This window comes from Enterobacter sp. CPE_E890 (assembly GCF_046521475.1).
Taxonomy (GTDB): domain Bacteria; phylum Pseudomonadota; class Gammaproteobacteria; order Enterobacterales; family Enterobacteriaceae; genus Enterobacter; species Enterobacter adelaidei.
Window position 1 is genome coordinate 657,094 of record NZ_JBKFZW010000001.1, and the last position, 13,916, is coordinate 671,009.

Annotated in this window: 15 protein-coding genes and 3 tRNA genes; 10 read left to right on the forward strand and 8 right to left on the reverse strand. The window is 52.9% G+C overall.

Features of this window, described 5'->3' with window-relative positions:
- Window positions 1-20: 20 nt before the first annotated feature.
- Together fhuF and ACLHV9_RS03210 are read right to left on the reverse strand one after the other, a co-directional pair.
- The gene (fhuF, locus tag ACLHV9_RS03205) at window positions 21-809 is read right to left on the reverse strand and encodes a siderophore-iron reductase FhuF (protein ID WP_108089529.1); all 789 of its coding nucleotides are present in this window, start codon (window positions 807-809) and stop codon (window positions 21-23) included.
- Window positions 810-903: 94 nt separating this feature from the next.
- Window positions 904-1,968, reverse strand: a complete 1,065-nt coding sequence (locus ACLHV9_RS03210) for a GGDEF domain-containing protein (protein ID WP_028016585.1) — start codon at window positions 1,966-1,968, stop codon at window positions 904-906.
- 215 nt (window positions 1,969-2,183) lie between these two features.
- Here ACLHV9_RS03210 and ACLHV9_RS03215 point away from each other — a divergent pair, with 215 nt between their 5' ends.
- On the forward strand, window positions 2,184-2,453 hold the full coding sequence (locus tag ACLHV9_RS03215; protein WP_407221165.1) for a DUF1435 domain-containing protein: 270 nt from the start codon (window positions 2,184-2,186) through the stop codon (window positions 2,451-2,453).
- Window positions 2,454-2,491: 38 nt separating this feature from the next.
- Here the strand turns inward: ACLHV9_RS03215 and ACLHV9_RS03220 are convergent.
- From ACLHV9_RS03220 to rsmC, 4 genes are all read right to left on the reverse strand, one after another.
- Window positions 2,492-2,578, reverse strand: a tRNA-Leu gene (locus tag ACLHV9_RS03220).
- A 33-nt stretch (window positions 2,579-2,611) separates the two neighbouring features.
- Window positions 2,612-2,697: transfer RNA gene (locus ACLHV9_RS03225), tRNA-Leu, on the reverse strand.
- A gap of 28 nt (window positions 2,698-2,725) precedes the next feature.
- Window positions 2,726-2,812: transfer RNA gene (locus ACLHV9_RS03230), tRNA-Leu, on the reverse strand.
- A 172-nt stretch (window positions 2,813-2,984) separates the two neighbouring features.
- Window positions 2,985-4,013, reverse strand: coding sequence for a 16S rRNA (guanine(1207)-N(2))-methyltransferase RsmC (gene rsmC, locus ACLHV9_RS03235; protein ID WP_028016587.1), 1,029 nt, complete (start codon window positions 4,011-4,013; stop codon window positions 2,985-2,987).
- Window positions 4,014-4,115: 102 nt separating this feature from the next.
- Between rsmC and ACLHV9_RS03240 the strand changes: the two genes are divergently transcribed.
- From ACLHV9_RS03240 to ACLHV9_RS03275, 8 genes are all read left to right on the forward strand, one after another.
- Window positions 4,116-4,529: a DNA polymerase III subunit psi gene (locus ACLHV9_RS03240; protein ID WP_028016588.1), complete on the forward strand. Its 414-nt coding sequence runs from the start codon at window positions 4,116-4,118 to the stop codon at window positions 4,527-4,529.
- The gene (rimI, locus tag ACLHV9_RS03245) at window positions 4,498-4,941 is read left to right on the forward strand and encodes a ribosomal protein S18-alanine N-acetyltransferase (protein WP_023334424.1); all 444 of its coding nucleotides are present in this window, start codon (window positions 4,498-4,500) and stop codon (window positions 4,939-4,941) included. The genes ACLHV9_RS03240 and rimI overlap by 32 nt, the downstream gene beginning before the upstream one ends.
- Window positions 4,942-4,960: 19 nt before the next feature.
- Entirely contained in the window at window positions 4,961-5,638 is a 678-nt protein-coding gene (gene yjjG, locus ACLHV9_RS03250) for a pyrimidine 5'-nucleotidase (protein WP_108089531.1), read from the forward strand.
- Window positions 5,639-5,730: 92 nt separating this feature from the next.
- Window positions 5,731-7,320: a peptide chain release factor 3 gene (gene prfC, locus ACLHV9_RS03255; protein ID WP_028016590.1), complete on the forward strand. Its 1,590-nt coding sequence runs from the start codon at window positions 5,731-5,733 to the stop codon at window positions 7,318-7,320.
- A 299-nt stretch (window positions 7,321-7,619) separates the two neighbouring features.
- Window positions 7,620-8,237 (forward strand): molecular chaperone OsmY, encoded by a 618-nt coding sequence (osmY, locus tag ACLHV9_RS03260; protein WP_028016591.1) that lies wholly within the window; start codon window positions 7,620-7,622, stop codon window positions 8,235-8,237.
- Between the two features lie 127 nt (window positions 8,238-8,364).
- Window positions 8,365-8,526, forward strand: coding sequence for a DUF1328 domain-containing protein (locus ACLHV9_RS03265; protein WP_032666762.1), 162 nt, complete (start codon window positions 8,365-8,367; stop codon window positions 8,524-8,526).
- Between the two features lie 120 nt (window positions 8,527-8,646).
- A complete protein-coding gene (locus ACLHV9_RS03270; RefSeq protein ID WP_032666763.1) occupies window positions 8,647-9,699 on the forward strand; it encodes a patatin family protein in 1,053 nt (350 codons plus the stop codon).
- On the forward strand, window positions 9,696-10,478 hold the full coding sequence (locus tag ACLHV9_RS03275; protein WP_028016593.1) for a TatD family hydrolase: 783 nt from the start codon (window positions 9,696-9,698) through the stop codon (window positions 10,476-10,478). The genes ACLHV9_RS03270 and ACLHV9_RS03275 overlap by 4 nt, the downstream gene beginning before the upstream one ends.
- On the opposite strand, the gene ACLHV9_RS03280 is transcribed toward ACLHV9_RS03275, so the two are convergent.
- Both ACLHV9_RS03280 and ACLHV9_RS03285 read right to left on the reverse strand, forming a co-directional pair.
- On the reverse strand, window positions 10,473-11,333 hold the full coding sequence (locus ACLHV9_RS03280; RefSeq protein WP_108089532.1) for a YjjW family glycine radical enzyme activase: 861 nt from the start codon (window positions 11,331-11,333) through the stop codon (window positions 10,473-10,475). The genes ACLHV9_RS03275 and ACLHV9_RS03280 overlap by 6 nt on opposite strands.
- The gene (locus tag ACLHV9_RS03285) at window positions 11,308-12,855 is read right to left on the reverse strand and encodes a YjjI family glycine radical enzyme (protein ID WP_108089533.1); all 1,548 of its coding nucleotides are present in this window, start codon (window positions 12,853-12,855) and stop codon (window positions 11,308-11,310) included. The genes ACLHV9_RS03280 and ACLHV9_RS03285 overlap by 26 nt, the downstream gene beginning before the upstream one ends.
- 262 nt (window positions 12,856-13,117) lie before the next feature.
- On the opposite strand from ACLHV9_RS03285, the gene deoC reads away from it, so the two are divergent.
- Window positions 13,118-13,897 carry a deoxyribose-phosphate aldolase gene (gene deoC / locus ACLHV9_RS03290; protein WP_032666764.1) on the forward strand — a complete coding sequence of 260 codons (780 nt, stop codon included), beginning with the start codon at window positions 13,118-13,120 and terminating at the stop codon, window positions 13,895-13,897.
- Window positions 13,898-13,916: the final 19 nt, after the last annotated feature.

Genomic DNA, 13,916 nt, shown 5'->3' on the forward strand with positions numbered 1-13,916 from the left:
CCACCGGGCAATTCAGTGCACTATTTCAGCGTGCAATCTCCGCACTGCTTAACGTCCGGCAGGCGATAGCGCTGGCAGCAGGTGCGACGAACCAGAAGTCCGTCACGGAGAACTACGGAACGGAATAACGGGTTTTCACTGCCATCAGAAAGTTGTTTTGCAAAGAAACAGGACTGACGCAGGGCATCAACGATCTCATCACCAAGCAGAGGCTTCATTTCCGTTAAATACCAGTGGATTAAATACCCGGTATTATTCCAGATAAGTTTCCCGTTAATCTCACCCGTCTCTTCAAGGGCATTAACCACCGGAATCAGAGCCTGAGTGATAAGCTGCTCCATACGCTCCTGAGCAGAAAGTGGCTCTGCGGCCTGGTCTTCGTGGAGATCAATCCAGAAACAGGCTGCACGCCCGGTTTCGTGAAACTCGACATGGAAATTATCCGGCGAGAGTTCCAGCATGCTCTTTTGCGTTAACAGCGCCAGCATGAGGGGAGGCACCATCAGCCCGATATACCACTGCGCCCAGAGAGAGAGCAGGGGTTTATTTTCCCGCTTAAGGGTGGGTTGATGACGATAGATATGGTCGGAATAGGTGGCCAGCAATGATTGCAGTTGGGCTGGTTGCCGCCACTCAGCAAGCGTCATGGCGTGCTGCGGGTGCGCTTCATCAAGCCGGATAAAGTCCAGCAGATGAGCACGAGTTTTCGCAATCTTATCCCGTATGGCATCCGCAAGCGAAGCATTCCCGCTGGCGAGGGGGGCTCGCCAGAGGAGTGGTTCAGCAATGTGTGCGGTCTGAGTGGCCATAGTATGGATAGAAATCTAAATGATAATGATTGCCAATCCTAACTATTGCTCAAACCAATGGCAAGACTTTTGTCCTGGTTAAACGACCTCGTGCTTAAGCCGACTGAAGGCCTTCACTAAGCAGAATATTATTGCGTCCCATATGCTTGGCTTCGTAGAGAGCTTTGTCCGCTTTTTCCAGCGCGCCTTCCACGTCTTCATCCTCGAAAATAGCAATACCAATGCTGATGGTGACATTTGTCGCAACGCTTTCGTTGAACAGATGCGGGATTTTCAAATCGTAGACTTTCTGACGGATCCGCTCTGCCGTCTGGCGGGCATGTTCGAGTGAAATATTGGTCAGCAGCACCATAAACTCCTCCCCGCCAAAACGCGCCACAATATCGCGAGAACGCACGGCGTCGCGAATTGCCGCAGAGACGCGTTTCAATGCCTGATCGCCCATCATATGGCCGTAGTGGTCGTTATAGGCCTTGAAGTGGTCGATATCCATCAGCAGGACAAAGTGTTCGCCGTTTTCAACCGCTGGCAAGTTCTCCAGACGGCTTTGCAGGCCGCGACGATTATAGAGTCCGGTAAGGGGATCCATCATGCTGAGATCGGTGAGGGTTTCCCGTTCTTCCAGTAAGCGAGAGAGCAGCTCCTGAGCAAAGCGATCGTTACGTCTTTGCAAAATGTTATGAATAGCAATTGCCACCACAGGAAGTGCGAAAGAATAGGCTATTCTCAGCCATATATCGTGGTTACCTAACCACAGGCAGACAATAAAGGTGGGTAATGAGTGCAGTATGAATGCCACAATATTACTGGCAAATGCCAGCGTACCGATAAAAAGCACCGTTAATAGCGCTATTATCAAATACGTCATATGGTCGTGAGTAATTAGTGAAAATTTTGAGACAATTTGCCAGGCCCACAAAATACCGAAAATCCCTGAAATAACAGGAATATTGATCTTCCGTGTCCTTTTCTTCCAGTGCCAGGCGAGCAGGCCAGTGCTGATGGAGAAAATAGCAATCAGAGGGAAAGAGAACACGCGCACAGAATTAAGTGGATTTGTTACCGAGAACACGGCTGATGTTGCGTTCAGGAATAAAAATAAACGTAACGATAATTGATATTTTCTGTGAACCAAAGACCGCCAGGATTGTGATGTCATAGTAGTACGTTTTTATTAAAATTTAATTAAAACAAATAAATAGGTGTGGTGTCGCAATTAAAAAAGTAAAAAACTCAAAGAATAATTATCAGAAAATCTTTAGGTGTAGTTAACAGGTGTGCAATTTATCACCTTAGGCAATTCCTGTCATTATGGGAAAGGTAAAGGTCGATGGTTTTTGATTCGCTATGCTGACAAATGATAATTTATTTCATATGATATTGGTTATCATTATCGCTGTGAGAGGGCGAGTCATGTTGAACAGAGCACTGGGAAGTGGTTGGGGTGTATTACTGCCGGGAGTGATTCTCGGCGGTTTGATGTTTGCCGATCTCTCCATCAATGTCTGGAAAGCCATCATTGTGTCAGGATTATTAGTCACGTCAGGAATGATATGGCATAAGCAGTTACGCCACTTTATTCTACTGCCATCGTGCGTTGCACTGGTTAGTGGAATTCTGGTGATACTGATGAGTTTGAAATAACAGAAAAAAGAAGAATTTCAGAAGGGCTGTAAGATAATTGGTGCGAGGGGGGGGACTCGAACCCCCACATCCGTAAGGACACTAACACCTGAAGCTAGCGCGTCTACCAATTCCGCCACCTTCGCACAGTCATCTTACTATTTTTGATATCGCCTCGTTGGTGCGAGGGGGGGGACTCGAACCCCCACATCCTAAGGACACTAACACCTGAAGCTAGCGCGTCTACCAATTCCGCCACCTTCGCCCAGTGCGAGCAATATCAACGTGATTTATGGTGCGAGGGGGGGGACTCGAACCCCCACATCCGTAAGGACACTAACACCTGAAGCTAGCGCGTCTACCAATTCCGCCACCTTCGCATACCATCGATACTGTAAAAGTATCGTAACCACGGAGGCGCATTCTAGATGTTTTCAGCTTTACGTCAACAGAAAAGTGCGCGCGACACCTTGATTGCTGGAAAAATGGCCGATGGTGATGCCATGTGGAGCCGGATAGCGCTTGCGCTTCTCCGGCCTACAGGATTAGAGATTATTTTTTGGCCTGACGCGTCATCACGGTGCGGTAAACCTTAAAGCGACCGGTCTGAGCGATCACTTCATGGAAGCCGAAGGTTTCGTCCAGCACTTTCGGGTACGCCAAGAAGGCGTTAGCCACGATGCGCAGCTCTCCACCGCTGTTAAGGTGACGAACTGCGCCACGGATCAGCGTTTGCGCGGCTTCAAGGCTGGTCTCCATGCCATCATGGAACGGCGGGTTGGAGATAATCATGTCGAAACGACCCGTAATGTCGGAGAAGACGTTACTGGCAATCACTTCGCCTTCGATTCCGTTTGCGGCAAGCGTTGCGCGACTGGCTTCTACCGCTGGCGCGCTCACATCACACAGGGTTAAACGCACTTTTGGCGAATGGCTGGCAAGAACTGTTGAAAGTACCCCCGCGCCACAGCCCACGTCCAGCACTTTGCCTTTGGTGTGCGGCGTCAGGGTGGAGAGCAGCAGTTTGCTACCCGTATCCAGCGCGTCACGGCTGAACACGCCCGGCAGGGTTTTGATGGTCAGACCGTCAAGCTGGTACTCGTCCCAGTAAGCTTGTGCATCAAACGAAGTCTGTTTTTCCAGACGGCCATGGTACAGACCACAGCGGCGAGCGCTGTCGACTTTATTCAGCGGCGCGTAGCCTTCCAACATCTGTTCAGCGCTACGCACGCCGCTGCGGTTCTCACCCACCACAAAAATATCGCAGCCGACCGGCAGCAGGGAGAGCAGGTTCATCAGCTGGAACTGGGCTTCCGGTTTATTCTTCGGCCAGTAGTAAATCAGCGTATCGCAGTCGGCGATATCGCTCTGCTCCGCCACCAGGCTAAAGCGCGCGCGCTCGCCCATCTGGCGGCTCAGGACCTGCCAGTGGTGATAATATTGGGTGTGGGCACGGCTTTCAGCACATTCGAAACGTGCGGGCAGGTCATCCTGCATATCTCCGGCAAACAGAATACGGCTTTCTTCGAAATCATCACTGTGACGCAGCAAGACTTCACTTGCCGGGGTAAATGCAGACATGAATTGTTCCTCAATAAACTCAGGCGGGGATTATAGTAGGTAGATGGCGCACTTTCGACACATTTGCTATATTTGCGCGCCTGAGAGACAGGAGTTTTCCCTATGACATCCCGACGAGACTGGCAGTTGCAGCAACTGGGCATCACCCAGTGGGCTTTGCGTCGCCCGACGGCGTTGCAGGGCGAAATCGCCATCTCCATCCCGGCGCACGTTCGCCTGGTGATGGTGGCGGAAGAACTGCCTGCCCTGAACGAACCCCTGATCGGTGATGTCCTTCGCAGCCTGAAGCTGACGGCCGACCAGGTTTTACAGCTGACGCCAGAACGGGTCGCGATGCTTCCTCCTGATAGCCGCTGTAACAGCTGGCGTATCGGAGAGACAAACGAAATCCCCCTACAGGGGAGCCAGATCTGCACGCCAGCGCTGGACGAACTGAAAGCCAACCCAAAAGCGCGCAGCGCGCTATGGCAACAAATCTGCGAATATGAACACGATTTCTTCCCTCACGACGCCTGACCTGACCACAGCGTTTGCGATTGAAACACGCGCCCACGCGTTTCCGTGGAGCGAAAAAACCTTCGCCAGCAATCAGGGCGAGCGGTATCTGAATTACCGCCTGGACGTTGACGGCACCATGGCCGCCTTCGCGATTACGCAGGTTGTTCTTGATGAAGCGACGCTGTTTAATATCGCGGTTGATCCTGCGTTTCAGCGTCGTGGGCTGGGAAGAGAACTGCTTGAGCACCTCATCCGTGAGCTCGAAACCCGTGACGTTTTCACCCTGTGGCTGGAAGTGCGCGCATCGAACGTCGCCGCCATCGCGCTCTATGAAAGCTTAGGCTTTAATGAGGCGACAATCCGCCGTAACTATTACCCCACCGCAGAGGGACGTGAAGACGCCATCATAATGGCTCTGCCGATTGGATAACGAAAATAAGGTTGTAACGATGAAATGGGACTGGATTTTCTTTGATGCCGACGAAACGCTGTTTACGTTCGACGCGTTCGGTGGTCTACAGCGGATGTTTCTCGACTATAGCGTAACCTTCACCGCAGAGGATTTTCAGGACTATCAGGCGGTGAATAAACCGCTGTGGGTGGATTACCAGAACGGTGCCATCACCGCGTTACAACTTCAGCATCAGCGTTTTGACGTCTGGGCGGAACGTTTAAAGGTGAGTCCGGGAACGCTGAACGATGCCTTCCTGAATGCGATGGCCGATATCTGCGCGCCGCTGCCGGGTGCGGTTTCCCTGCTTGATTCTCTGAAAGGCAAGGCGAAACTGGGCATCATTACCAACGGGTTTACCGCATTACAGCAAATCCGTCTTGAACGTACCGGCCTGCGCGATCATTTCGATGCGCTGGTGATTTCAGAAGAAGTGGGCGTACCAAAACCCGATCCGCGTATTTTTGATTACGCGCTGGCGCAGGCAGGTAATCCTGACCGTGAACGGGTACTGATGGTAGGGGACACCGCTGAGTCGGATATTCTGGGTGGCATGAACTCGGGCTTATCGACCGTCTGGCTGAATGCGCACGGTCGCGTGAAGCCTGAAAGTATCGAACCGAACTGGACCGTGACGTCGTTGAACGAACTGGAGCAACTCCTGTGTAAACAATGATTGCCTGCCCCCCATTGATGGGTAAAATAGCCGCATTTTTCGTATTCCATGATGCACGGCGTGCTGCCGCGCTTATATAAGAAGATTTGATTATGACGTTGTCTCCTTATCTGCAAGAGGTGGCCAAGCGCCGCACTTTTGCCATTATCTCGCACCCGGATGCCGGTAAAACGACCATCACCGAAAAGGTGCTGCTGTTCGGACAGGCGATTCAGACTGCCGGTACGGTTAAAGGCCGTGGTTCCAGCCAGCATGCGAAATCCGACTGGATGGAGATGGAAAAGCAGCGTGGTATTTCGATTACCACCTCCGTGATGCAGTTCCCGTATCACAACTGCCTGGTGAACCTGCTGGACACCCCGGGGCACGAAGACTTCTCCGAAGATACCTACCGTACGCTGACGGCGGTTGACTGCTGTCTGATGGTGATCGACGCCGCAAAAGGTGTAGAAGACAGGACCCGTAAGCTGATGGAAGTGACCCGTCTGCGCGATACGCCGATCCTCACCTTCATGAACAAACTCGACCGTGACATCCGTGATCCGATGGAGCTGATGGATGAAGTGGAAAACGAGCTGAAAATCGCCTGTGCACCAATCACCTGGCCAATCGGCTGTGGCAAGTTGTTCAAAGGTGTTTACCACCTTTATAAAGACGAAACTTACCTGTATCAGACCGGTAAAGGCCACACTATCCAGGAAGTGCGCATCGTGAAAGGTCTGGATAACCCGGATCTGGATACGGCGGTAGGTGAAGAGTTGGCCGCACAGCTGCGCGACGAGCTGGAGCTGGTGAAAGGCGCGTCTCATGAGTTCGACAAAGAGCTGTTCCTGAGCGGTGAAATCACGCCGGTATTCTTTGGTACCGCGCTGGGTAACTTCGGCGTTGACCACATGCTTGACGGTCTGGTGGAGTGGGCGCCGCAGCCGATGCCACGTAAAACCGACACCCGTGAAGTGGAAGCGCAGGAAGAGAAGTTCACCGGTTTCGTATTTAAAATTCAGGCCAACATGGACCCGAAACACCGCGACCGCGTGGCCTTTATGCGCGTAGTGTCCGGTAAATATGAAAAGGGCATGAAACTGCGCCAGGTGCGTATCGGTAAAGACGTGGTAATTTCCGACGCGCTGACCTTTATGGCGGGCGACCGTTCGCACGTTGAAGAGGCGTACCCGGGCGACATCATCGGTCTCCACAACCATGGCACCATCCAGATCGGTGATACCTTCACCCAGGGCGAAATGATGAAGTTCACCGGAATTCCGAACTTCGCACCGGAGCTGTTCCGCCGTATTCGTCTGCGCGATCCGCTGAAGCAGAAACAGCTGCTGAAAGGCCTGGTACAGCTTTCTGAAGAGGGCGCGGTACAGGTGTTCCGCCCAATCGCAAACAACGATCTGATCGTTGGCGCGGTGGGTGTGTTGCAGTTTGACGTAGTGGTGGCTCGTCTTAAGAGCGAATACAACGTGGAAGCGATTTACGAATCGGTGAACGTGGCGACCGCGCGCTGGGTTGAGTGTTCTGACGTGAAGAAATTCGAAGAATTTAAGCGTAAGAACGAAATTCAGCTGGCGCTCGATGGTGGCGATAACCTGACGTACATCGCCCCAACCATGGTTAACCTGAACCTGACTCAGGAACGCTATCCTGATGTTCAGTTCCGCAAAACCCGCGAACACTAATCCCCTCTCAGAGCACGGCTGCCGCCGTGCTTTTCTTTAATTCCTGTCTTATTAATCCCTTGCGGAATGTTCTTAATTCAACGCAATTTCTCGCTATTCGCGCGTTTTTTACCCAATTCTGAAAGCGGCTCTGTGAGAGTGATCTATATTTAACTCAGTGTTTAACGCCGGGCGTGGATAAATTAACTGTTCAATGCATGACTTTAGGTTATCCATTTTGCCCGTGTGTTTATTCGCAATATATAAGACTACTAAGGAAGTATGTAGCCCGAATAACGGGTAAACACAGGAATAGATCGATGAATATGACAAGACTGAAGATTTCGAAAACTCTGCTGGCTGTAACCCTGGGCAGCGTTCTGGTGAGCGGTTCCGCTCTGGCGGAAAGCAGCACCATGGATAAAGCACAGTCCACGGCCGATACCGCAGGGCAAAAAATCGATAGCTCTATGAATAAAGTCGGCAATTTCATGGATGACAGCTCAATCACAGCAAAAGTGAAAGCCGCACTGGTGGATGATGAAGCCATTAAGAGCACCGATATATCCGTTAAGACCGACAAGAAAGTGGTCACGCTGAGTGGCTTTGTTGAAAGCCAGGCTCAGGCCGAACAGGCGGTGAAAGTGGCGAAAGGCGTCGAAGGCGTTGCGTCCGTCAGCGATAAGCTGCACGTACGTGACAGCAAAAACGCGTCGGTGAAAGGTTATGCCGGTGATGCAGCCACCACTAGCGAAATCAAAGCTAAACTTTTAGCAGATGACATCGTGCCGTCCCGTAAGGTGAAGGTGGAAACCACCGATGGCGTGGTTCAGCTCTCCGGTACGGTAGATTCGCAGGCGCAAAGTGAACGTGCCGAGTCCATCGCCAAAGCGATTGATGGCGTGAAAAGCGTTAAAAACGATCTGAAAACGAAGTAATTCTGGATCATTCGCCCGTCTGGCTAAAACCAGCGGGCGAAAATAAGAACGACTCTGGAAAACGCCGGTGAGTGACCTGAGCGCTCACGTTTAGCGGCCGACATTAACTATGGTAAAGGAGAGGCTTATGTTTCGTTGGGGCATTATATTTCTGGTTATCGCGTTAATTGCCGCCGCATTGGGCTTTGGTGGACTGGCGGGTACTGCGGCATGGGCAGCAAAAGTTGTCTTTGTCGTCGGTATTATTCTGTTCCTGGTCAGCCTGTTTACCGGACGTCGACGTCCGTAGCAAACGCAATATTCCTTCAACAAAAAAAAGCCAGTCACTGCGACTGGCTTTTTCTTATTTGCGTTGCAGGTCGTGTGCGTTACTGTGTTGTTAAAGAATAATCAGAACAGGAAGGCAGAGGTGGGGCAACGAATTCCCGTTACGCTCGGCAATATCGCGCCGCTAACGTTAAAGCCGTTTCGTGCAGGCCAGCTCGCGCTGGTCTGTGAGGGGGGTGGGCAGCGTGGCATTTTCACTGCAGGCGTGCTGGATGAATTCATGCGCGCGCAGTTCAACCCGTTTGACCTTTACTTCGGCACCTCTGCCGGGGCACAGAATCTGTCTGCCTATGTCTGTAACCAGCCGGGTTATGCGCGAAAAGTGATTATGCGCTATACCACGGCGAAAGAATTTTTTAATCCGGTACGCTTTGTGCGTGGCGGCAATCTGATCGATCTCGACTGGCTGCTGGAATCCACCTCCAGCCAGATGCCGCTGGCTATGGACACTGCAGCGCGCCTGTTTGATGGCGGGAAAGAATTCTGGATGTGTGCCAGCCGGGGAGATGATTATTCACCGGGGTATTTCTCTCCGCAGAAGGAGAACTGGCTGGATATCATTCGTGCCTCGAGTGCCATTCCCGGTTTTTATCGTACCGGTGCGCAGCTGGATGGCATCAGTTATCTGGATGGGGGGATCAGTGACGCAGTGCCAGTGCAGGAAGCTGCCCGGCGCGGAGCGAAAACTATTGTGGTGATCCGTACCGTACCGTCGCAAATGTACTACACCCCGCAGTGGTTTAAACGCATGGAGCGCTGGTTAGGCGACAGCAGCCTGCAACCGCTGGTGAACATCGCTAAACAGCATGAAACCACCTACGGCGCGATGCAGCGTTTCATTGAAAAACCGCCGGGAAAACTGCGTATTTTTGAAATCTATCCACCTAAGCCGCTGGTCAGTATGGCGCTGGGCAGCCGCGTCCCGGCGTTGCGTGCAGATTATAAAACGGGCCGGCTGTGCGGCCGTTACTTCCTGGCGACAGTGGGGAAAATGCTGGCGGAGCAACCACCGCTACATCGGCATAAACGTATTATTATGCCGCCTGCGATTGTCGCTAACGATGCTCTGACGATGCCGCTGGTGGATATTCCGCAGGCGAATGACGCTCTATTGGATAACGAGGATCTGGCGTGACGCACTGCTTTGTCGATACCCACTGCCACTTTGATTTTCCACCGTTTACGGGGGATGAAGAGCAAAGTATTGCGAAAGCTGCCGAAGCAGGCGTTCAGGCCATCATTGTGCCGTCAGTCGAAGCTGCTTACTTTTCCCGTGTGTTGGAGCTTGCCACACGACATCCCGCGCTCTATGCCGCGCTCGGCCTCCATCCGATTGTCATTGAGCGACATCTTGATGAGCATATTGAGAGGCTTGATGAGGTACTGCAGACCGCAGGAGACAAACTTGTCGCCATCGGTGAGATCGGCCTCGATCTTTACCGTGAAGATCCGCAGTTTGAGCGCCAGCAGACGATCCTTGATGCGCAGCTCAGGCTGGCCAAGCGTTACGATCTGCCCGTGATCCTCCACTCAAGACGCACGCACGATAAGCTGGCGATGCACCTGAAACGCATCGACCTACCACGGAGAGGTGTCGTACACGGTTTCTCCGGCAGCCTGCAGCAGGCGCAGCGTTTTACCGAACTGGGCTATAAAATTGGCGTGGGTGGCACCATCACTTATCCGCGCGCCAGTAAAACCCGGGACGTAATGGCACAGCTGCCGCTGTCGGCGCTTCTGCTGGAAACCGACGCGCCGGATATGCCGCTGAATGGTTTTCAGGGCCAGCCGAATCGCCCGGAACAGGCGGCGCGTGTGTTTACCACCCTGTGTGAACTGCGAAAGGAGCCTGAAGAGGTGATTGCCGATGCGCTGCTTGAGAATACCCGTTCGGTATTTGGCATTACGCTATAGGTAAAGCGCCGGACGAATCACCGTTATCTTCTGTTTTTCCAGCGCGAGCGCCAGCGGCTCAACGTCTTCCGGTGTAGCGCTGCGCCATGACGCCGCTTCGCCATAAACCCCCTGCGCATGAAACGCGTTGATTCGCACCGGGACGTTTCCAAGCCCGTGGATAAATGTCGTCAGCGGTTTGATCTGTTCCAGATAATCGCACCGATCCGGGATGACCAGTAAGCGCAGTTCCGTCAAACGGTGACGATCGGCCAGCCAGCGAATGCTTTGTTTAATCTGTGGGTTTTCGCGTCCGGTCAGGAAACGGTGATGCTCATTTCCCCATGCTTTTAGATCCAGCATCGCGCCATCCAGCACCGGCAGGAGTTTCTGCCAGCCGGTTTCACTTAACAGGCCATTGCTGTCCACCAGGCAGCTTAGATGATTCAGCGTGGGATCCGTTTTGATCGCCGTGAAAAGCGCGATCAGAAAAGGAAGTTGCGTGGTAGCCTCACCGCCACTCACCGTAATACCCTCAATAAAGGGTGCAGCTCTGCGGATTTGCGCGAGGATCTCCTCCACGCTAAAGCGATGCGCCATGGGCGTTGCCTGCTGCTGGCACTGGCGGAGGCAGGTGTCGCACTGCTGGCAGTCACTCTCCTGCCACCAGACGCGCCCGGCATGAATGGTCAGCGCGTCGTGCGGACAGTGGGGCACGCAGTCACCGCAGTCGTTGCAGCGGCCGATCGTCCACGGGTTGTGGCAGGTTTTACAACGCAGGTTACATCCCTGCAGGAAAAGAGCCAGGCGGCTGCCCGGCCCGTCCACGCAGGAGAAAGGGATAACCTGACTAACTAAAGCGCATCTGCTGTTCATGGCTAATCACGCGCGGCTGACGTTCGAGGATGCGGGTGTTACGCGCGGCTTCTTCTCCAAGCCACGTGGTATTAGTACGCGATCCGGCTTCACGGTATTTTTCAAGATCTGACAAGCGCACCATATACCCGGTCACGCGTACCAGATCGTTACCGGCTACGTTCGCGGTGAATTCACGCATACCGGCTCTGAACGCACCAAGACATAGCTGAACCACCGCCTGCGGGTTGCGTTTTACCGTCTCATCCAGGGTCAAAATATCGCTGATCCCTGAGTGGTAGTATTTATGATGCGGCGCTACGGCCAGCAGATGGTTGATCGGATCCGGTTCATCCCCATAGGGCAGGCGCGCCCCCGGCGTGGTGCCGGAGTCAGAGCTGATCCCCGACTGCGCGTGGAGCATCGCGCGGTGCTTCCAGCCGTGTTTCACCGGCGTGTTTTCCACAAATGCCGCAAGCTGCCCGCTGATGCGGTAGCCCAGCGCGTTGGCCTGCTCGTCTTTACCGTAGCGCCCCGCAATACTTTCCTTTTCGCAAAGTATGTTCACCGCTTCTGCCAGACCGTACATCCCAAACATCGGCACAAACCGATCGGCATCAATCAGTCCCTCTTTTACCAGGAAGCTATTCTCAAAGAAGCCAGATTGCTCGTACAGGAAATCGCAGCGTGAATCGATGATAGCAATTTGCTGCCGGCAGTAATGCGGGAGCGTGCGGGTGAAGAAGTCTTCAATGGAAGTGCTGCGTTCAGCAATGGCTTTGAGGTTAAGGCGTACCAGGGTGCTGCCACCGCCCGCAAGCGGCAGGGAGTTGTAACAACTCACCACGCCGTAACGGCCTTTTGTGAAAATTTTATCATTTACCGGGCCGTTAGAAATATGTGGTTTGCTGCACTCACAGATGTTTTTTGCCACCTCAAGCAGCAAATCGTCCGGGGTAATATCTGGATCGTAGATAAAGGTGAGGTTCGGTGCGACCTGCTTCAGCTCTGCATCGGTACGTAGAATGGCACGGGTGATGGGGCCGTCAGCAGGCCCGATGTTAGCGTGCATAAATGCATCCGGCAGCGTTCGGTCGAGATAGCGCCAGAAACGTTTTATTCGGCTATCAACCTCTTCTTGTGTTATAATTCTAACATACGGTTGCAGTAACACATCGAGATGGCCCAGATAGACAGGCATGGATGTTACGGATGGCACATGGTGGTAAAGAATGGTGAGTAGTGAAAGAGCGTCATCCAGGTCTTTCGCGCCTTCCAGCTCCAGCCATTCTGAGCCGTTGGACAAAAATTTTGCGTAATCCGGCAGAACATAGCGGGGTTTGTAAGGCGCATGGCCTTCGAACATGTCGCAGATAAACCCCTCGTCCAGCGCGGCGCGCGCTGCCTGAGGGAGTTCCGGATAAGGCAGGTTGTTTTCCGCTTCCAGCGCCAGGAAATGACGTTTTTGTTCCGGGGTTAACACCGGGCTTGTCACAATGTGCTGGCAACGTTGTTGCAGGGCGTCGGGGCTGGAGTGGGACATGATCGCTTCCTTGTTTATTCTGCGGATGATGAACGGATTGTAGGAAGCACATCTGTTGGGGCTTTTGATCCGACAGGGGGTATTGCTGCTTTCGTCAGCAATTAGCACGATAAAATTTGAAGAAGATCTCATTATAGTAATGCAAATTTGTACGTAGTTTTCATTAACTGTGATGAATGTCGAAGTGTGGATGCGGGTGAATGTTAGAATACTCACAGACCCGCAAGGTAAAATTTATACGGCACTGCCGTTGGAGAATGTTATGACCGATTTAACTGCAAGCAGCCTGCGCGCGTTGAAACTGATGGACCTGACCACCCTGAACGATGACGACACCAATGAAAAAGTCATCGCCCTGTGCCATCAGGCGAAAACGCCCGTCGGTAACACCGCTGCTATCTGTATCTACCCGCGCTTTATCCCGATTGCCCGTAAAACGCTGAAAGAGCAGGGCACGCCGGACGTGCGTATTGCAACCGTGACTAACTTCCCGCACGGCAACGACGATATCGAGATTGCGCTGGCAGAAACTCGCGCAGCTATTGCTTACGGTGCAGATGAAGTTGACGTGGTATTCCCATACCGTGCGTTGATCGCGGGTAACGAGCAGGTCGGTTTTGACCTGGTGAAAGCCTGTAAAGATGCGTGTGCTGCGGCAAACGTACTGCTGAAAGTGATCATCGAAACCGGTGAGCTGAAAGAAGAAGCCCTGATTCGTAAAGCATCTGAAATCTCCATCAAAGCGGGTGCTGATTTCATCAAAACCTCTACGGGTAAAGTGCCGGTTAACGCCACCCCGGAAAGCGCACGCATCATGATGGAAGTGATCCGCGATATGGGCGTGTCCAAAACGGTTGGTTTTAAACCTGCGGGCGGCGTACGTACCGCGGAAGATGCGCAACAGTTCCTGGCCATCGCGGATGAACTGTTCGGCGCTGAATGGGCAGATTCCCGTCACTATCGCTTTGGCGCATCTAGCCTGCTGGCCAGCCTGCTGAAAGCGCTGGGTCACGGCGATGGTAAGAGCGCAAGCAGCTACTAAGGTTTGAATTGCCGGGTGA

What these genes read in the sequence shown, in the direction of transcription:
- fhuF (WP_108089529.1), bottom strand. Translation starts at nt 809, where the DNA reads ATGGCCACTCAGACCGCACACATTGCTGAACCACTCCTCTGGCGAGCC.
- ACLHV9_RS03210 (WP_028016585.1), bottom strand. Translation starts at nt 1,968, where the DNA reads ATGACATCACAATCCTGGCGGTCTTTGGTTCACAGAAAATATCAATTA.
- ACLHV9_RS03215 (WP_407221165.1), top strand. Translation starts at nt 2,184, where the DNA reads ATGATATTGGTTATCATTATCGCTGTGAGAGGGCGAGTCATGTTGAAC.
- rsmC (WP_028016587.1), bottom strand. Translation starts at nt 4,013, where the DNA reads ATGTCTGCATTTACCCCGGCAAGTGAAGTCTTGCTGCGTCACAGTGAT.
- ACLHV9_RS03240 (WP_028016588.1), top strand. Translation starts at nt 4,116, where the DNA reads ATGACATCCCGACGAGACTGGCAGTTGCAGCAACTGGGCATCACCCAG.
- rimI (WP_023334424.1), top strand. Translation starts at nt 4,498, where the DNA reads ATGAACACGATTTCTTCCCTCACGACGCCTGACCTGACCACAGCGTTT.
- yjjG (WP_108089531.1), top strand. Translation starts at nt 4,961, where the DNA reads ATGAAATGGGACTGGATTTTCTTTGATGCCGACGAAACGCTGTTTACG.
- prfC (WP_028016590.1), top strand. Translation starts at nt 5,731, where the DNA reads ATGACGTTGTCTCCTTATCTGCAAGAGGTGGCCAAGCGCCGCACTTTT.
- osmY (WP_028016591.1), top strand. Translation starts at nt 7,620, where the DNA reads ATGAATATGACAAGACTGAAGATTTCGAAAACTCTGCTGGCTGTAACC.
- ACLHV9_RS03265 (WP_032666762.1), top strand. Translation starts at nt 8,365, where the DNA reads ATGTTTCGTTGGGGCATTATATTTCTGGTTATCGCGTTAATTGCCGCC.
- ACLHV9_RS03280 (WP_108089532.1), bottom strand. Translation starts at nt 11,333, where the DNA reads ATGAACAGCAGATGCGCTTTAGTTAGTCAGGTTATCCCTTTCTCCTGC.
- ACLHV9_RS03285 (WP_108089533.1), bottom strand. Translation starts at nt 12,855, where the DNA reads ATGTCCCACTCCAGCCCCGACGCCCTGCAACAACGTTGCCAGCACATT.
- deoC (WP_032666764.1), top strand. Translation starts at nt 13,118, where the DNA reads ATGACCGATTTAACTGCAAGCAGCCTGCGCGCGTTGAAACTGATGGAC.